The following is a 16,308-nucleotide window of genomic DNA, read 5'->3' on the forward strand; positions in this document are numbered from 1 at the left end:
GGCTCAGGGAAGTCCCAGCAGCGAGAAGCCGACCGTCGAACCGGCGACGAGTGCGACCGTCCAGACGCCGAGTCCGACCGTGAGCCAACCGAGGATCGCTCGCGTGTCGTCACCAGCGACCACCGCGAGCAGCGCCGTGAGGTGAATTCCCGCGAGTATCGGTCCGGCGAGGGCGAGACCGGCGAGCCCGTAGCGCTTCCAGATCCGTCGCGCGCGACCGTAGCGGTCGCTCGACTCGGTGAGGTCGGTGCCGGTCCGGCGGGCCCACCAGGCGGCGAGTCGCTGGTGGGCGACGACGATCGTGCCGACGGCGGTGGCGCTGCCGGCGAAGGCAGCGAGACCCGTCGCGACCGGATCGAGTCCGAGTCCGATGGCGACCGGGATGACGATGAACGGTTCGATCGCGGGGATCATCGCGAGCAGGAAGACGAGCAGGTAGCGACCGAGACCGGTTCCCTCCTCGAGGGCCGCGCCGGTGTCGACGAGTGCTGGAACGAGCGTCATGGAAGCCGTCCGGTCGACGGACGTGTTAGTAGTCTTAAACTACCGGCGGCGAAAAACGGTTTCGATTTACACGTCCGGCCGCGCTCACGGCCGAGTCCGTCGTCAGGCCGAGAACCCGCCGTCGACGACCAGTCCGTGGCCGCTGACGAAGGACGCCTCGTCGCTTGCGAGGAACAGGATCGCGTTCGCGATCTCTTCCGGCTTGCCCAGTCGCTTGAGCGGGTACTGCTCGGCCATCGCCTGCTGTGCCTTCTCGGGGTCGTCCCGTTTTTCGAGGTACTGGTCGAGCATCTGGGTCTCGGTGAAGCCGGGACAGACGGCGTTGGCGCGGACGCCGTAGGGTCCGGCCTCGGCGGCGATCGTCCGGGTCATGTTCAGGACGGCCGCCTTAGTCGTCGAGTAGGCGGCCTGCTTCGGCAGTCCGAGAATCGACGCCAGCGAGCCGACGTTGACGATCGAGCCGTGGCCCTGCGCTTTCATGTGGGGCAAGGCAGCGGAACAGCCGTTCCAGACGCCCTTGATGTTGATGTCGATGACGAAGTCCCGGATCTCGTCGTCGAGGTCCTCGAGACTGCCGCCGGGATGACCGGTGCCGGCGTTGTTGACCATCACGTCGATCCCGTACTCCTCGGCGACCGCGTCGACGACGTCGTGGAACCGCTCGCTGTCGGTGACGTCGAGTTCGGTGAACTCCGCCTCGCCCCCGGCGTCCTCGATGTCGGCGACGGTCGCCTCGCCGCCCTCGGTGTCGACGTCAGTGACGATGACGCGTGCGCCCTCCTCGGCGCACCGCTTGGCCGTCTCCTCGCCGATTCCCGCTGCCGCACCCGTGATAACGACGGTCTTGTCTGCTAATCGCATACTCGCGGTATCGAACGGTAGCCACATAAAGTCGTTCATCATTTTCGATGTACAGTGCGGAACCGTTTCCCAGAGAGCCCTCGTTTACAAACAATGGAAATCATAGGGCGGAACCTCACGACTGTCGTTAGGGACTTGAAGCGGGTCGAATACGGGCGTAAAAGCAAGCGATCCCGTTATGAGACGAACGTTTATCTGGCGTTCGGCACTACTATACTGTATGGCTGCCATCGAAATCCCGGAGGAGGTTTACGACGCTCTTCGCCTTCCAGAAGACGAACGAGAGGGCGTTATGCGCGAAGAGCTCGCGTGTTCGCTGTACGATCGCGGCGTTCTTTCGTTCGGTAAGGCACGGGAACTCGCAGGACTAAGCAAACGCGAATTCGGTGAACTACTCGGCGACCGCAGTATCGAACGACACTACACTGACGAAGAACTAGACGAAGACCTCGAGTATGCCCGGCAATGAGATCGTCGTCGCCGATACATCGCCACTTCTCAATCTCGCACTGATCGACCGTCTGGACCTTCTTCGGTCGCAGTTCTCCTCGATTTCAATTCCCGAAGTCGTCCGATCGGAACTGCTTGCCGGTGAGGATGGTGTCGAGGAAATCAGATCGATTCTCGAAAGCGAGCTCGTGACAATTGTTCAACCACAGCGCGATGATCTTCTTCGTGAACTACGAACTGAACTCGATCACGGCGAAGCAGCGGCAATCGCGCTAGCAGTGGAACGGAACGCAAATCGCGCGTTGATCGACGAACGGGACGGACGTCAGGTTGCGCGACGTCACAATATCCCTGTCACAGGGGTTATTGGGATACTTCTCAAGGGAGCACGTCAAAACGAACTCGCTATCAAATCGGCACTCGACGAACTTCGTGACGTCGGTTTCTGGATCAGCGACGATCTCTATCACCGTGCAATCGATGCTGCAACCGAAACCGACGAGTGAATCGGTGGCCGTCTCAGAACGCGCGAAGGTCCTCGAGCACCGCCTCGGCGCTCCCGTCCGCGATAACCTTTCGACCCTGCTCGAGCCCCTCCTCCAAACTATCGACGTCCTGTCGGGCGTACATTCGGAATGCGCCGTTGAGCGCGATGGCGTCGGCGAAGTCGTCGTCGCGCTCGCCGGTGAGGACCGCCTCGGTGATCGACGCGGAGTCGGCGGTGACGTCGTCGACTGCCAGATCTTCGGCCTCCATCTCCATGCCGTAGTTCGCGGTCTCGATCTCGTAATCCTCGAGTTCCTCCTCGCCCTCGTCCCATTCGGCCACTTTCGTGTAGCCCGGACGGATGTCGTCGTAGCCCTCCATCCCCTGGAAGAAGATGGCGCGGGAGAACGAGAGGTGGTCGCTCGCTTCGATGAGGTCGGTCATCTTCTTCGCGAACGCGAGGTGGTAGAACGAGCCGAGATGAACGTCGGCGTTGGCGGGGTTGGCGACGGTCTCGATGGTGTTGACGAACGTCCGGACGCCCATCTGGTCGCGTCGCTCGTAGAGGTCCTGAATGCCGGGATTGAACTCGGGCTGGTAGTAGAAGCCGAAGCCGGTTTCGTCGACCATGTCGGCGCTCTCCGATGGCTCGAGTTCCGTCCGGACGCCGAGTTCGTCGAGGACGTGTTTGTACGCCGTCGCCTTCTGGGTGGGGACGCGATCCCCCGAGTGGACGACGACTGGGGTTCCCGCGGCGGCGGCCACGAGTCCGGCACCGACGCCGAGGACGGCGGAGGTGTGTTTGCCGTCGTAGTTCGCGCCGCAGTCGACGGGATCGGCCTCGGGTTCGGCGGTGATGACCGACTCCTCGAGCATGACGTCGGTGTAGCCCGCCAGCTCTTCGGGGTTGTTGCGCTTCCAGCGGTTGGCCAGCCAGAACGCGCCGAGGGTCGTCTCGTCCGGCTCGCCGGCCAGAATGCGCTGGAGGGCCTCTCGAGCCTGCTCGCGAGTCATGTCGTCGGCGGACTTGGGACCGGAGCCGACGATCTCCGTCATCAGCCGTTTGAGCGGCCACTCGCCGAACTCCTGGGATGCCTGCGCCATACGCCGTCGTTGGGCCGGCCGGCGCAAAAACCTCCCGTTTCCGATCTCGCGTCACCGACGAATGACGGGTTTTTCGGCCAGCAGCGGGAACAGTACCAGAAATCGGTCCGTTTCGTACCGCTTTCGCCGGCGGCTGCGGCAGAACCTGCCGGTGCGATCCGATTCGATCCGGTCGTGGATGAGCGCGATACCCACCAGCGCTCGACCGGACCCGAAAACAATACGGTCGTGTTCTCCCTAGCTCACTCAATGAGCACCCTCTCGGGGGACTGGCGCGAGTCGATCGACGACGTCGATGCGGCTCTCATCGACGGCTACCAGAGCGGCGTCCCCATTGCGGAACACCCCTTTCGCCGTATCGGCTCGGCGCTCGGAATCGACGAGGCCGAGGCACTCGAGCGGGTCAGCCGACTCCACGATGCCGGTATCGTCCGGCGGTTCGGAGCCGTCCTCAACCCGCCGGTGATCGGCTCGTCGACGCTGGCGGCCGTCCGGGCACCCGACGATCGGTTCGCGGAGGTCGCCGCGATCGTCAACGAGTACCAGCAGGTCAATCACAACTACGCTCGCGATCACGAGTGGAACATGTGGTTCGTCGTCACCGCGGGTTCGCGGGCGACGCGCGACGAGATCCTCGCCGAGATCGAGGAGCGAACCGGCTGTGCGGTGTTGAACCTGCCGATGCTGACGGATTACTACATCGACCTCGAGTTCCCGGTGGTCAACGCGGATCGGTTCGCGCGAGAGTCGATAGACGAGGGGACGGACTCCTCCGCGACCCGGATGAGCGAGGAGGCGACCGGCGACCTCTCCGCGTTCGAGGCCGACCTCCTGCTCGCGATCCAGAACGGCTTCCCGCTCTCGAGAACGCCCTACCGAGACATCGCGGCTCGACTCGAGGCGGACGTCGAGGACGTCCTCGAGAGAATCGAACGACTTACCGAGACCGGCTGTATCAAGCGCATCGGCTGCGTGGTCAACCACGTCGTCACCGGGTTCGACTCGAACTGCATGGTCGTCTGGGACGTCCCGGACGAGGACCTCGACGCGTGGGGCGAGCGCGCGGGCGGACTGCCCTACGTCACGCTCTGTTACCACCGGCCTCGACGGCCCGACCAGGGCTGGTCGTACAACCTGTTTACGATGATTCACGGCCGCGACCCGGCGGCCGTCGACGCCAAGATCGACGAGTTGGCTGCCGACTATCTCTCCGCCGACCACGAGCGACTCTACTCGACCGAGACGCTGAAACAGACCGGCGCGCGCTACGAGGAACTCGTCGGTCACTGATCGTCGCTGATCTCGACGGGTGCCGATGCTCCTCTCGCAGTCGACAGTCGGACCGTTCGAGTCACGTGCGGTGGGGCGCGCTGGCTGCGAGGCGCGACCGGCGGGAGCGCCTCGAGAGCGAATAGCGCTGGACCTCCGGTCCCGCGTACCATGCCGTGCGAATAGTGCGAGACCGCAGGTCTCGCAGACCATGCGAGTAGTGCGAGACCTTCGGTCCCGCATACCATGCGAACGGCGGCTTTGCCGCCGTGAGCAAACGGACCGACGGTCCGTGAGCAGACGGCGTGTCGCGCCGTGAGGAGAAATCGGTTGGGGAGGGCGTGGTAATCCTAGTTGACACGTGAGTGGCGTTATTGAAAATCCACTTTCAGAAGAGATCTCAGAAAGAGGGAGTGGATTCCAGATGCGAACTGAGCAGATATTATCTCTGATCCGGACGTTGAAAATTCGCAATATTGATGCTGATCGAATAGGAAGGAGGAGATATGCTCTCCGAGGGGGATTTTAGCGATGATGTCGTCGTGGGTGGCGTTCTTGTCACCTTCGCGGCTATCGGTCTCATCGGTACCGGGCAGACCGCGAATGGAGGCGTCGCCGTGACGTGGCTCTGGTTGGGAATCGGTTTGTCTGTTACCTATCTCCTTTACCGATTAGTTGCCACACTGGAACGGCTCGTTGAGACCCTCTAATCGGTCAGTATCGTCCCTGTACTTACCGCGGGAGTTCCAAACCTGTCTTCAGAGGCCAGACTTCAACGGAGCCACGTGAGCAAGACCTTCGGTGTGTTCGCCTTCCACTCATTCTACAGTACGATCGATCTCCGATCGATCACGACTATCGAGACCCACCCTGAACGGCGGGCACCAGCGCCAGCGACGCGTCGTCCGAAACCGGATCCTCGAGCCCCGCGCGCTCGCCGTCGACCGAGACGCGGACGCTCGGCCGCAGATCGCCGTCGTCGTAGAGGTACTGCGCTGCCCGCGGATACGCGTTCGCGAACTCGTCGACGGCGTCGGCGACTGTCGATCCCTCGAACGCGAGCGACACCGTCTTCGTCCCGGTCGCGCTTCGTAACGGCCCGTACACCGTGATCTCCATGGTCGTACGCGAGACTGGCTCCGGAAGACCATAACGGCGATCCTCGATTCGAACCAATCCGAACGAGTGGACGGCTTACTCGAGGTCCGATCGGCCGACGTCAGCAACTACCAAAAAACGAACCGCGAACTTCAGTCGTCGCTCGGCTCGGCGCTCGGCGCGGCCGACGACGTGCTCGTCGCACTCAACTGGTCGGCCCACGAGTCGGAGACGAGCGGCGCGACGGCGAAGAAGACCATCGCGAGGACGATCACGGCGAGCATGATACTCGCGACGATCGTGACGCCGTACGTAGGGTCGAACGGGACGATGCTCGTGACGATTCCACTGGCAGCGAGGGACATCGGTACTCGAGCGTCTGTTTCTCGGCCCGCAATATGAGGGTTACTTTTCAAACAGTGGATGGGAATGGGTAGCGAACTGCACAGAACTGAGTCGAAACCGCCCGACTACACCTCGACGTGAAACGGACCGACGATCGTCTCGCCGTGACAGAATCTGGAGTGGACGCGAGTTCGGATAACGAGTGTCACGGTTCGAGACGGACCGGCTGGACCGCGGCGCGCGCTGGAGTGGCCGATCGCTATAGTCGCTGCACCGCGCCGATCGCACTCGAGAGCGGCGGCGCGTCGAACAGCTCTCGGCCGACGTAAGCGTTGGCGCCGGCACAGTAGAGATCCCGAGCCGTCCCGATCACGCCCTCCTCGAGCGCCTCCGGCTCCACCTCGCAGAGCGACTTCCAGTCCGCGACGTCCTCCCGTTTCGCCTCGGCCTTCGCGGCCTTGACGGCCTGAACCCACCCGGGCTGGGTGCGCTTGTGGTACTGGCGGAGGACCTCCTTCGAAAGCTGGGTGCCCTCGTAGCTGAAGCGGTTCTCGTCGAACGTGCCGACGACGTCGGCGACGCGGATCTCGCCTCGATAATAGAGGCACTCGATCTTGCCGTCCTCGTGGACCAGCCCGGCCGATTCGGCCTGCTCGGTGACGATCCGGTTGACCTCGCGGGCGACGTCTTCGAGGGCCTCGATATCCGCTCGGCCGGCGATCGCGTCGGCCTCAGACCGATCGAGATACCGGTCGCCCTCCTCGTACTTCGTCGAGAACTCGACGATCGGATCCTCGAGGTCGACGGCCTCCTCGGGCCAGCTTTCGAACTCGAGTCCGTGGTCTTCGGGATCGGTTCGCCGGCGCAGACTCGAGCCGACCGGCACGCGATTGCGGAAGACGACCTCGAGCGGGATCAGGTAGTTCTCGCCGGCCGCGTCGTGATAGCGGTCGTAATCGTACTTCCGGCCTTCGTTTGGCAGGTCGGGTACCTGCGTGAGGTCGATGGCCATCTCCCAGGGCGGACGCGACGAGTCGGCGAGGGGGACGAGGTCGCCGTTCTCGACAACACCGCGGTAGTGGGTCGGGACGCCCTCGGACTCGAGCAGTTCGAAGTTGTACGCGCCCATCGCACAGAGGCTCGCGCCCTTCTCGGGGATCTGATCGGGCATCTGCCCCCAGTCGAACACCGAGTAGGCGTCGGTGAAGACGAACGAGCCCTCGCCGAGTTCCTCGTCGGTCGCTTCCGCCTCGATGCGGAATTCTTTGACACTCGTCATACGAGACACCCCAGGACGTGGCCGCCGCCGCGGTTCATACCCCAGTTGCCGTGGCCGGACCCTAAGAAGGTTTCAGTATCCGGCGGCGTCTCGAGTCCGTCCGGAATTCGTCACGCCCCGCCAGCCCGCCGTCTATCGACCAGCGAGACGACGACGATCACCGACGCGGCCACGAGCAGAATGCCGACGACGACGAGGAACGCGGCGACGATCGATCGGGCGTCGATGAGCGCTCCGAGCAGCGCCGGGCTGATCACCGCACCCAGCGAGAGCCCCGTGAAGAAGAAGCCGAAGCTCTTGCCGGTCGAGCCGGCTTCGGCGACGGTGGTCGCGAACGTATCGCGCGACGGGAGGGCGACGCCGATCGCCAGGCCGATACTCGTAAAGAGGGCAGCGATCGCGACGAACCCCGCGGACGACGGGACGATCACGGCGAGGAAGACGCCCGCTGCGGCGGTGACGAACGCGACGACGAGGACCGGCTGAAACGGGACGCGATCGGCGAGCGGCCCGCCCGCGATGACGCCGATCGCCGTCCCGACGAGATACGCGGTCAGCAGGTTGTTCGCGCTCGCGTCGTCGAAGCCGAGCGAGTCGACGGCGAACACCGTCGTAAACGACTGGAGCGCGACGATCGCCATCATCGAGAGCAGGTAGAAGCCGAAGACGACGAGCAGTCTCGGCTGGAGCAGTTGCGAGACGGTCGCGACGAACCCGCCGTCGCCGCTCGCATCGGGATCGGGTTCGTCCTCGAGTTCGTCGGGAGACGGGGCAGCATCGAGTTCGTCGGGAGACGGGGCAGCATCGAGTTCGTCGGAACCGGGATCGGCGTCGAGCACCTCGGAACCCGCCGCGGGCGCCGCTTCCTCGCGAATCTGCCGTCTGTAGACCGGTGCAGCCGTCACCAGCAGTACGGCGGCGTAGACGAACCCGAGCGATCCGGCCGCGAACAGCGCCGTCTGCCAGCCGTATCTGATGCCGATCCCGCCCAACAACACGGGTGCGGCGGCGAAGCCGGCGAAGCCGCCGAACGTGTGCAGACTGAACGCCTTCCCCTGGTTCTCGCCGTCCGTCACGCTCCCGAGGAACGCGTAGTCCGCGGGGTGAAAGACCGACTGCCCGATGCCCGACAGGAACGCGAACGCGAGCAACAGCCAGTACGACGTCGCCAGTCCGGAGAGCGTCACGCCCAGGGACGTGACGAGGAGTCCGCCGACGAGAATCCGTTTGGCGCCGATCCGGTCGACGAGTTCGCCCAGCGGAATCTGTAGGAACAGCGTCGGGAGATAGATCGCCGTGACGAGCAGGCCGAGCTGTGCCGTCGTGAGGCCGAACTCGGCCCCGAGCAACGGGAACAGCGGCGGGAACGCGAGCAGGTAGACGTGGGAGAGGAAGTGGGCACCCGAAATCGCTCCGACGATGTACGCCGGTTCGTCCCGCCGCAACTGCAGCCTCGTCCGTGTCCGGAGTCCCATTCGTCTACCACCCCGGCCTACCGGAGGTTCATCCTTTCGGAACGAAACATGTAGGCTGAGCAACAGCAACTGCACAGTCGCGTCCGAATGCGGCCGGTATTCGGTCGGGCGGTCGATCCACAATCCAGCACGCTTTTCTCGCTGTACGGGCATTGATATGCCAATGGAGCGACCGGTGACCGAGGCAGACCTCACGTTCGAGCACGTTCCCGAAACCGACCAGTCGTTCGAGAACGCACTCGCGAACGCACGCGCCGGCGACCGACTGACGGTCGACGACGCGATCGAGTTACTTACGACCGGGACGGACGTCGAGGGTATCGATCGAACGCGCAAGGAACAGGTGCTCGAGGCGGCCGACCGACGCCGCGCCGAGGTCGTCGGCGACGAGGTCACCTTCGTAGCGAATATCAACAACAACGTCACGACGGCCTGTAACGTGGGCTGTCTGTTCTGTAACTTCAAGGACGCCGCACACACTTTCGAACGGGACAGCGAGGTCGAGACGGCGGGCTTTACGAAAACGCCCGCGGAATCGCGCGAGATCGTCGCGGACGCCGTCGAGCGCGGCGTCTACGAGGTGACCTCGGTCTCCGGACTGCACCCCGCGTTCGCGCTCGACGCGGAACACCGCGAGATCCTCGAGACCCACCCCGAGCCGAAGGCAGTCAACTACAAGCCGCCCGAGCGGTACGCGACCGATCCCGGCACCTACGCCGAACAGATGGACGCGATGAGCGTCGACGACGTCCACGTCCACTCGATGACGCCCGAGGAGGGCTACCACGCCCGGCGGGGCACCGACTGGTCCTACGAGGAGGTCTACGGCCGTCTGAAGGAGGCCGGCCTCGACACGGTGCCCGGCACGGCCGCCGAAATCCTCGTCGACGAGGTTCGGGACGTCATCTGTCCCGGCAAGATCGGCACCGACGACTGGCTCGAGGCGATGGAGGCCGCCGCGAGCGTCGGCCTCGGCCTGACCGCGACGATCATGTACGGTCACGTCGACAACGAGGCCCACCGCGCGATGCACTTAAAACGGGTCCGCGACCTCCAGGAGCGCGTCGACGGCGCGATCACGGAGTTCGTGCCGCTCTCCTTTATCCACCAGAACACGCCACTGTTCGAACACGACGTCGTCTCCGGCGGGGCGAGCATCGACGAGGACGAACTCATGATCGCCGTCGCCCGACTCTTCCTCGACAACATCGACCACGTCCAGTCGTCGTGGGTCAAGTACGGCGACGAGCAGGGGCTGAAGATGCTCTCCTGTGGCGCCGACGACTTCATGGGGACGATCCTCTCCGAGGAGATCACGACCCGCGCCGGAGGCGAGCACGGCGAGTTCCGCTCGTTCGACGACTACGTGGAGATGATCTCCTCGGTCGGCCGCGTCCCGGTCGAGCGCTCGACCGACTACGAGACGCGCCGCGTGATCGATCCGGACGATCCGCCGTTCGGTCCGCAACTCGGACCGAAAGCCGACGGGACGCCGCTGCTTGACGCCGACGAACGCGCGGAGCAAACGGTTCCGGCCGACGACTGAGACAGTCTTTTTGCAGGTATCGGCCGTAGAGCCGATATGAACCACCTCGTCCCGATCGACGACGATCGCTGGCGCCTGCCCAATCACGCCCACATCGTGGTCTACGAGCGCGAGGCGAGCGAGCACGGCTTGCTTACGATCTACGACTGCGGCGCCGCCCAGAAACCGCCGAAAGCGAAGTTACTCGGCAGCCTCGAGGCGGTCGACGCCAGCGCCGAGGTCGAGTCGACGCCGACCGGACGGATCGTGACGCTGCACGAGCCGGCGACGCTCACGGCGACCGGTTCGAAGCAGTTCCGCATTCGGTAGTCCGAACGAGTCGGAAGGTCGACTCGAGTCCGTCAGTCGACCGTACCCGCTCGAACCGGCAGGCCGGTACAGCGGAGCGATCCTTTATAACGATTCTCGAGAAGGCATGCGTATGCGACTCGAAGGCAAGACAGCATTTATCACGGGTGCCGGATCGGGACTCGGACGCGAAGCAGCGCAACTGTTCGCCGCGGAAGGGGCGACGGTCGTCGCCGCCGACGTCGACCTCGAGGGCGTCGAGGAGACGGTAGACCGGATCGAGGAAGCCGGTCAGACGGGAACCGCACTCGAACTCGACGTCACCGACGCGGACGCGGTCCACGCGGCCGTCGACGAGACGGTCGCGGAGTACGGCCTCGATATCATGGTGAACAATGCAGGGGTCAGCCACCAGCGTGCGAACGTCGAGGATATCGGTGAAGACGAACGCGACCGAATCATCGACGTCAACGTCAAGGGCGTCTGGAACGGCTGTCACGCCGTTATTCCCCACTTCAAGGAGCAGGGAGCGGGCGCGATCGTCAACACGGCGTCGCTCGCGGGCGTTATCGGCGCGCCACAGCTCGGCGCCTACTCGTTGACCAAGGGAGCCGTCGTCAACTTCACGCGGACGGTCGCGGCGGAGGTCGGCCCCCACGGCGTCCGGGCGAACGCGGTCTGTCCGGGCGTGACGGATACGGCGATGCCCCGGAAGAACCGCACCGAAGAGGAGTGGGAGGCGACGAAGGAGGAGATGTCCAAGTACTATCCGCTCAAGCGACTCGGGCGACCGGAGGACATCGCCAACGCGATGCTGTTTCTGGCGAGCGACGAGGCCGACTGGATCACCGGCCAGGCATTGATCGTCGACGGCGGATTCTCCTGTACGTGATCGCCGGGGCGAACAGGCGTTTCAGTGCTGGCGACGAACTGCCCGACGATGACGACCGACGAATCCCACATCCGGCGGGCGATCGAGCTCTCGCGAGCGGCGGTCGACGACGGAAACACCCCGTTCGGGTCGCTGCTCGTCGTCGACGACGCGGTCGTCCGGACGGCCGAGAACACGACCCGCACCGACGACGATATCGCCGCCCATCCCGAGTTCAAACTGGCTCGCTAGGCCGCCAGCGAACTCGAGCCGAGCGAGCGCGAGTCGTGTACGATGTACACCAGCACGGAACCGTGTCCGATGTGTGCGAGTGCGATCGTCTATGCGGCACTCGGCCGGGTCGTCTACAGCGTTTCCGTGGAGTCAATCGCGGCGCTTCGGGACGATGGGCTGATCGAGATTCCCTGCGAGGAAGTCGTCGACCGGGCCGGTGGCTCGACGACAGTGGAGGGCCCGGTCCTCGAGGACGAAGGGATCGCGGTCCACGAGGCATTTTTCTAGCGCGGTGCGGGCGACGACTCGAGTACCGTGCGATAGCGTTCGCCGCCGGCAGCGAGCGCGAACGTCGCGGACCGGCGCGGTTACGACGCGTCCGGCCGCAATCGCACCTCGAGAACGCCGTTGTTGAACCACACCTTCGTCGCCTCGACCGACCGCCAGGGCGGGTCGATGCGCTCGAGGGCGGTTCCCGCCACGCCGATCACCAGTTCGTTCGTCCGGGGATCGATCCCGATGGAGAGATCGTCCCTGCTCGCATCAGGAATATCGGCGGTGACGACGAATTCCCCGTCTTCGCGTCGGGTGTCGACGAGGTATCCGTCGGACGGCGACGTGCGCCGGCGATTCTTTCGGGGCCGACTCGTTCGGTCGCGGTCGGCCGGCTGGCTCGGTTCGCTCACGGATCGCCCCGATGAGTCGTCGTCTACGGACGACCAGTCGGTGGTCTCTTCTGACGGCGGCGGGGCGTTCGTAACGGTGACTTCGACCAGATTACCGAGGAGGTCCTTCAACGGCCGCAACCCGGCCTCGAGGTGGAAGCCGCTCGGATCCGCTCGCTCGTCGTCGGATCGGGACGGGGCTGCGTCGTCCTCGTCCCCGTTCTCGTCCGACCGTTCTTCGCTCATCGGGACCCACCTCTCGTGTTCCGACTGTCGATCAGTACTGTCATGGTATGACACACCATGCTAATCCATGGCATCCAGTTCACCATAAGCGATCCGGCGCAACTCGGATGAACGGTTACCGCAAACGATCGTTACTCGTCGGGTTCCTGACGGAGTACGCGCCGATACCGCTTCCCGGCCTCGTCGTCGGCCTCGAGTGCCGCCCGAATCGTCGGCGAAACCCACTCGCGATCCGCGTTCGGATCACGACCGTCACTCGCACCAACCGTTCCCTCGACAGCCACGCCGTCGAACGCGTCGGTTCGCAGGTCGGCCGGCAGGAACCGTTCGTAAACGGGAAGCCGTTCGCCGAGCGGCAGATCCGCCGACGCAGCGATCTCCTCGAGTTCGCGCAGCGCGGGCCACGTGTAGTCGGGATTGATGTGGTCGTCCGTGATCGGCGACACCCCGCCCAGGTCGTCGACGCCGCAGTCGATCAGGTCGCGAGCGGGCGCGAGGTTCGGCGGCACCTGCACGGAGATTTCTTCGGGTAACGCAGCGCGAGCCATCGCCGTCACCCGACGCATCGTCTCGAGGTCGGGGGAGCCCTCCGACCAGCGCTCGTTGTTCATCACGGGCTGGACGATCACCTCCTGAACGTGGTCGTAGCGCTCGTGCAGTTCGCGAATCGCGAGCAGGCTCTCCGCGCGGTCGCGCCACGTCTCGCCGATGCCGACCAGAATACCGGTCGTGAAGGCGACGTCGAGTTCGCCGGCGTTCTCGATGGTTCGCAGGCGCTGTCCCGGTTCTTTCCGCCGCGGGCCGGCGTGAGCACCGACCTCGGCGGTCGTCTCGAGCATCACGCCCATGCTGGCGTTGACGTCGGCGACTTCGGCCATCTGCTCGCGGGTCTGGTCGCCCGGATTGGCGTGGGGAAGCAGCCCTTCCTCGAGGGCGACCTCGCAGGCCTCCCGCAGGTAGGTGTGGATGGAGTCGTGACCCCACTCCTCGAGTTGCGCGTGAATCTCGGTGTACCGGTCGTCGGGATCGTCACCGAACGTAAAGAGGGCCTCCGTACAGCCCGCGTCGGCGCCGCGCGCGCAGATGTCGCGGACCTCCTCGAGCGTGAGCAGGGAGGCCTGTCCGGGCGCGTCGAAGTACGTACAGTAGGTACAGGTGTAGCGACACGCCGTCGTCAGCGGCACGAAGACGTTTCGCGCGAAGGTCAACGCCGGCGGTGCCTCGACGTCGTCGGGCGTGACTGAGAGCAGATCGTCGACCGCCGCGTCGTCGACCGCGATGTCGACACCGTACTCGCTCGCCCCGGGGAACATTACCTCGGAGTCCCGTCGCTCGACACATAAGCGCTTCACTTCTCCCGAACGCCGTTCGTCGCCGGCTACTGCTCCCGCCCCGAGTCCGCTCGTCTGGCGACGCCGACGCGGCCGTCCCGTCGCTCGAGTTCGAATCCGAGTTCGCGGAGCGACGTCGGCGCACGAGCGCTCTCGTCGCCGTGTACGAGCACCTCGACGAGGTCCTCGGGCTCGTCGATATCGGTCCCCAACCGGAAGGAGTCGACCGTCTCGAGGCTCGCACCCGCCTCGTTCGCGATCTCGCAGTGGTCCAGATAGGACGCCCCGTGGTAGTCGACCCGAAATCCGGGGTGGCGAACGACGAGGGCGTTCGTGCCACCGCCCCGCCCGGGTGCGATCGCGACGGCGGCGTCGGCCGAGAAGAGTTCCGCGAGCGCGTCGGTCGTCGCGAGTGCCAGGTCAGCCATGACGACGGCGACGGCAACGTCGGCGTTCCCGTCCGTACGCTCGTCGCCCTCCGGAAGCCGTGCGTTGACCGCATCGGTCAGTGACCGATCGTCTACGGCGACCGAGACCGATTCGAGAACGTGATCCGCGAGCGCGAGTTCGTCGTCGAGTTCGAGCGGTGCTGTCGATATCACCGTCGGCTCGTACCCCGCCTCGACGACCGCAGCGAGAACGTCCGCGAGCATGGCTCGTGCGAACGTCGACCGCTCCGCGGGGGAGAGTACCGACTCGAGGCGCGTCTTCGGGTCGGTCGCGGCGAACGGGACGACGACGTGCATCGACCGACGGTTGTTCGGACGCGGCCAAAAACACGTCGAACCCGAGACCGTACTACTGGGCTACTCGCACTCACAATCGATCGCCGACACCGGAATCGCTCGACCGCATCGTGCCCCCGACACGAGCGCGGCCGCTGGCGTCGTCGAGCCGCGAAAGAAGTGTGAGCCTAGAACAGCGGCTCGAGTTCGTCCTCGTCGTCTTCGACGAGTTCTTCGAGGTTCTCCTCGCTCTCCTGCTGGATGTCCTCCATGTTGTCCTGTGCCTCGATGGCGACCTGCTGGAGACGCTTGATTCGCGGGACGTTGTTCACACCCGAGAGCAGGAGCGCCGCAGCGACTTCCGGCTCTTCCTGCGGGAAGTCGCCGCCGCGGACCTCCATACTGCCCGTTTCCTCCTCGAGCCACTTCCGCCCGCGCTCGATGCCTTTCCGGTTGAGATACTCCGACGGACCGGAGACGACGAGCAGCGCGCGCTCGGTGCCTTCGATCTCACACGGAAGCGTCAGCCGCCCGAGTGCGGCCTTGCGGACGAGGCTCGTGATGCGGTTGGTCGTGTTCGCGGCGTCGAGGCCGTCTTCTGCGCCGCTGTCACCGGTAAAGCGCGAGAGGAGACCGCCGCTCGTGTTCAGTTCGACCTCCTCGCTCGCGAAGCCGACCGTCGAGACACCGCCGCCCGAGAGCGTGTTGATGATCTCGGAGGAGTCGACGACACTCTCGGCGACTTCCTGCCCGTCGCCGACTTCACCCGCACCGAAGAGAATGCCGAACCGTCGGACGATCTCTTCGTTGATCTGATCGTAGCCGCCTTCAACGGACTCGCCGGTCTGTCGCCAGGAGTCGTTGTCGAAGACCATCAGATTGTCTACTTCGCGGACGAACGTCTGGAACGATCTGGCCGCGTTGAGCGTGTAGATTCCACCCTCGTCGGTGCCCGGGAGCACGCCGAGGCCGTAGACGGGAATCGTGTAGATTCGTTTCAGATGTTTGGCGAGGACAGGCGCACCGCCGGATCCGGTTCCGCCACCCATGCCGGCGACGACCAGAAACGCGTCGACCTCGTGGGTCGGAATCGCGTCGATGGCGTTTTGCACCTCGTCGATGTCCTCCTCGGCGACTTCCGCGCCGAGTTCGTTGTCTGCACCCACGCCGTGGCCCTTTACGCGGGCCTGGCCGATGAGTACGCGGTTCTCCTGTGGAATATTCTCGAGACCGATGAGGTCCGCTTTCGCGGAGTTGACGGCAATCGCCGCGCGGACGATTCCGCTACCCGTCCGATCGTCGTAATCGAGGAATCGATCGACGATTTTGCCACCAGCCTGTCCGAATCCGATCATCGCCAGCTTCATTGTTTGTAAGGGGGCTCCGTTGAATTGGTAACAGTGTGATCAAGGACATAAGTCTTTTGTTGAGTTGAATGTCTCTTCTTCTTTTGTGTTCCGAGAAATCGATAGCAAGCGCCGGGTTGTCGTCGATAAATTCACTCGAGAAACGGGTTGGTATCGGTGCCAGT

Annotated in this window: 18 protein-coding genes and 1 pseudogene; 8 read left to right on the forward strand and 11 right to left on the reverse strand. The window is 64.5% G+C overall.

All coding sequences use genetic code 11. The features are described 5' to 3' along the window. Positions 1–3 precede the first annotated feature (3 nt). Both ACSFC7_RS08265 and ACSFC7_RS08270 read right to left on the reverse strand, forming a co-directional pair. Positions 4–504, reverse strand: coding sequence for a small multi-drug export protein (locus ACSFC7_RS08265; protein ID WP_436347235.1), 501 nt, complete (start codon positions 502–504; stop codon positions 4–6). Between the two features lie 102 nt (positions 505–606). After that, positions 607–1,365 (reverse strand): SDR family NAD(P)-dependent oxidoreductase, encoded by a 759-nt coding sequence (locus ACSFC7_RS08270; protein ID WP_436347236.1) that lies wholly within the window; start codon positions 1,363–1,365, stop codon positions 607–609. A 220-nt stretch (positions 1,366–1,585) separates the two neighbouring features. Between ACSFC7_RS08270 and ACSFC7_RS08275 the strand changes: the two genes are divergently transcribed. Then, complete coding sequence (locus ACSFC7_RS08275; RefSeq protein WP_436347237.1) at positions 1,586–1,834, forward strand: UPF0175 family protein; 249 nt, start codon at positions 1,586–1,588, stop codon at positions 1,832–1,834. Continuing rightward, positions 1,821–2,321 (forward strand): DUF3368 domain-containing protein, encoded by a 501-nt coding sequence (locus ACSFC7_RS08280; RefSeq protein WP_436347238.1) that lies wholly within the window; start codon positions 1,821–1,823, stop codon positions 2,319–2,321. Before ACSFC7_RS08275 ends, ACSFC7_RS08280 begins: the two co-directional genes overlap by 14 nt. Before the next feature lie 13 nt (positions 2,322–2,334). Here ACSFC7_RS08280 and ACSFC7_RS08285 read toward each other — a convergent pair whose 3' ends face one another. Beyond that, positions 2,335–3,405, reverse strand: a complete 1,071-nt coding sequence (locus tag ACSFC7_RS08285; RefSeq protein ID WP_436347239.1) for an anthranilate phosphoribosyltransferase — start codon at positions 3,403–3,405, stop codon at positions 2,335–2,337. 249 nt (positions 3,406–3,654) lie between these two features. On the opposite strand from ACSFC7_RS08285, the gene ahbB reads away from it, so the two are divergent. Both ahbB and ACSFC7_RS08295 read left to right on the forward strand, forming a co-directional pair. Continuing rightward, the gene (gene ahbB / locus ACSFC7_RS08290; RefSeq protein WP_436347240.1) at positions 3,655–4,695 is read left to right on the forward strand and encodes a siroheme decarboxylase subunit beta; all 1,041 of its coding nucleotides are present in this window, start codon (positions 3,655–3,657) and stop codon (positions 4,693–4,695) included. A 485-nt stretch (positions 4,696–5,180) separates the two neighbouring features. Continuing rightward, positions 5,181–5,384 carry an Mn2+/Fe2+ transporter gene (locus tag ACSFC7_RS08295; RefSeq protein ID WP_436347241.1) on the forward strand — a complete coding sequence of 68 codons (204 nt, stop codon included), beginning with the start codon at positions 5,181–5,183 and terminating at the stop codon, positions 5,382–5,384. Positions 5,385–5,529: 145 nt separating this feature from the next. On the opposite strand, the gene ACSFC7_RS08300 is transcribed toward ACSFC7_RS08295, so the two are convergent. The 4 genes from ACSFC7_RS08300 to ACSFC7_RS08315 all read right to left on the reverse strand — a co-directional run bounded on the left by ACSFC7_RS08300 (position 5,530) and on the right by ACSFC7_RS08315 (position 8,871). Continuing rightward, positions 5,530–5,793 (reverse strand): ubiquitin-like small modifier protein 1, encoded by a 264-nt coding sequence (locus ACSFC7_RS08300; protein ID WP_436347242.1) that lies wholly within the window; start codon positions 5,791–5,793, stop codon positions 5,530–5,532. Between the two features lie 131 nt (positions 5,794–5,924). Further along, a complete protein-coding gene (locus tag ACSFC7_RS08305; protein WP_436347243.1) occupies positions 5,925–6,137 on the reverse strand; it encodes a hypothetical protein in 213 nt (70 codons plus the stop codon). Positions 6,138–6,376: 239 nt separating this feature from the next. Then, positions 6,377–7,396, reverse strand: a complete 1,020-nt coding sequence (locus ACSFC7_RS08310) for a phosphoribosylaminoimidazolesuccinocarboxamide synthase (protein WP_436347244.1) — start codon at positions 7,394–7,396, stop codon at positions 6,377–6,379. 110 nt (positions 7,397–7,506) lie between these two features. Further along, positions 7,507–8,871 (reverse strand): MFS transporter, encoded by a 1,365-nt coding sequence (locus tag ACSFC7_RS08315; protein WP_436347245.1) that lies wholly within the window; start codon positions 8,869–8,871, stop codon positions 7,507–7,509. A 163-nt stretch (positions 8,872–9,034) separates the two neighbouring features. On the opposite strand from ACSFC7_RS08315, the gene cofH reads away from it, so the two are divergent. From cofH to ACSFC7_RS08335, 4 genes and pseudogenes are all read left to right on the forward strand, one after another. Beyond that, on the forward strand, positions 9,035–10,417 hold the full coding sequence (cofH, locus tag ACSFC7_RS08320; protein WP_436347246.1) for a 7,8-didemethyl-8-hydroxy-5-deazariboflavin synthase subunit CofH: 1,383 nt from the start codon (positions 9,035–9,037) through the stop codon (positions 10,415–10,417). Between the two features lie 36 nt (positions 10,418–10,453). After that, entirely contained in the window at positions 10,454–10,726 is a 273-nt protein-coding gene (locus tag ACSFC7_RS08325; protein WP_436347247.1) for a hypothetical protein, read from the forward strand. Positions 10,727–10,838: 112 nt separating this feature from the next. Then, positions 10,839–11,597: an SDR family NAD(P)-dependent oxidoreductase gene (locus ACSFC7_RS08330; protein ID WP_436347248.1), complete on the forward strand. Its 759-nt coding sequence runs from the start codon at positions 10,839–10,841 to the stop codon at positions 11,595–11,597. A gap of 48 nt (positions 11,598–11,645) precedes the next feature. Next, positions 11,646–12,098: pseudogene (locus tag ACSFC7_RS08335) on the forward strand (nucleoside deaminase). A gap of 80 nt (positions 12,099–12,178) precedes the next feature. On the opposite strand, the gene ACSFC7_RS08340 reads toward ACSFC7_RS08335, so the two are convergent. The 4 genes from ACSFC7_RS08340 to ACSFC7_RS08355 form a co-directional block, all read right to left on the reverse strand. Beyond that, complete coding sequence (locus ACSFC7_RS08340) at positions 12,179–12,721, reverse strand: Hsp20/alpha crystallin family protein (protein ID WP_436347249.1); 543 nt, start codon at positions 12,719–12,721, stop codon at positions 12,179–12,181. Between the two features lie 131 nt (positions 12,722–12,852). Further along, positions 12,853–14,034, reverse strand: coding sequence for a 7,8-didemethyl-8-hydroxy-5-deazariboflavin synthase subunit CofG (gene cofG, locus ACSFC7_RS08345; RefSeq protein ID WP_436347250.1), 1,182 nt, complete (start codon positions 14,032–14,034; stop codon positions 12,853–12,855). Positions 14,035–14,099: 65 nt separating this feature from the next. Next, on the reverse strand, positions 14,100–14,798 hold the full coding sequence (gene cofC / locus ACSFC7_RS08350; RefSeq protein WP_436347251.1) for a 2-phospho-L-lactate guanylyltransferase: 699 nt from the start codon (positions 14,796–14,798) through the stop codon (positions 14,100–14,102). Between the two features lie 167 nt (positions 14,799–14,965). Next, positions 14,966–16,144, reverse strand: a complete 1,179-nt coding sequence (locus tag ACSFC7_RS08355; protein ID WP_436347252.1) for a tubulin/FtsZ family protein — start codon at positions 16,142–16,144, stop codon at positions 14,966–14,968. Between the last annotated feature and the right edge of the window lie 164 nt (positions 16,145–16,308).

Source organism: Natronorubrum halobium, from assembly GCF_051351675.1.
Lineage (GTDB): Archaea > Halobacteriota > Halobacteria > Halobacteriales > Natrialbaceae > Natronorubrum.

Excerpts from the sequence above, each read along its gene's own strand:
- ACSFC7_RS08270 (WP_436347236.1), bottom strand. The coding sequence starts at position 1,365 with ATGCGATTAGCAGACAAGACCGTCGTTATCACGGGTGCGGCAGCGGGA.
- ACSFC7_RS08280 (WP_436347238.1), top strand. The coding sequence starts at position 1,821 with ATGCCCGGCAATGAGATCGTCGTCGCCGATACATCGCCACTTCTCAAT.
- ACSFC7_RS08315 (WP_436347245.1), bottom strand. The coding sequence starts at position 8,871 with ATGGGACTCCGGACACGGACGAGGCTGCAGTTGCGGCGGGACGAACCG.
- ACSFC7_RS08310 (WP_436347244.1), bottom strand. The coding sequence starts at position 7,396 with ATGACGAGTGTCAAAGAATTCCGCATCGAGGCGGAAGCGACCGACGAG.
- cofH (WP_436347246.1), top strand. The coding sequence starts at position 9,035 with ATGGAGCGACCGGTGACCGAGGCAGACCTCACGTTCGAGCACGTTCCC.
- ACSFC7_RS08275 (WP_436347237.1), top strand. The coding sequence starts at position 1,586 with ATGGCTGCCATCGAAATCCCGGAGGAGGTTTACGACGCTCTTCGCCTT.
- ACSFC7_RS08340 (WP_436347249.1), bottom strand. The coding sequence starts at position 12,721 with ATGAGCGAAGAACGGTCGGACGAGAACGGGGACGAGGACGACGCAGCC.
- ACSFC7_RS08330 (WP_436347248.1), top strand. The coding sequence starts at position 10,839 with ATGCGACTCGAAGGCAAGACAGCATTTATCACGGGTGCCGGATCGGGA.
- cofC (WP_436347251.1), bottom strand. The coding sequence starts at position 14,798 with ATGCACGTCGTCGTCCCGTTCGCCGCGACCGACCCGAAGACGCGCCTC.
- ACSFC7_RS08300 (WP_436347242.1), bottom strand. The coding sequence starts at position 5,793 with ATGGAGATCACGGTGTACGGGCCGTTACGAAGCGCGACCGGGACGAAG.
- ACSFC7_RS08355 (WP_436347252.1), bottom strand. The coding sequence starts at position 16,144 with ATGAAGCTGGCGATGATCGGATTCGGACAGGCTGGTGGCAAAATCGTC.
- ACSFC7_RS08305 (WP_436347243.1), bottom strand. The coding sequence starts at position 6,137 with ATGTCCCTCGCTGCCAGTGGAATCGTCACGAGCATCGTCCCGTTCGAC.
- ACSFC7_RS08325 (WP_436347247.1), top strand. The coding sequence starts at position 10,454 with ATGAACCACCTCGTCCCGATCGACGACGATCGCTGGCGCCTGCCCAAT.
- ahbB (WP_436347240.1), top strand. The coding sequence starts at position 3,655 with ATGAGCACCCTCTCGGGGGACTGGCGCGAGTCGATCGACGACGTCGAT.
- ACSFC7_RS08295 (WP_436347241.1), top strand. The coding sequence starts at position 5,181 with ATGCTCTCCGAGGGGGATTTTAGCGATGATGTCGTCGTGGGTGGCGTT.
- ACSFC7_RS08265 (WP_436347235.1), bottom strand. The coding sequence starts at position 504 with ATGACGCTCGTTCCAGCACTCGTCGACACCGGCGCGGCCCTCGAGGAG.
- cofG (WP_436347250.1), bottom strand. The coding sequence starts at position 14,034 with ATGTTCCCCGGGGCGAGCGAGTACGGTGTCGACATCGCGGTCGACGAC.
- ACSFC7_RS08285 (WP_436347239.1), bottom strand. The coding sequence starts at position 3,405 with ATGGCGCAGGCATCCCAGGAGTTCGGCGAGTGGCCGCTCAAACGGCTG.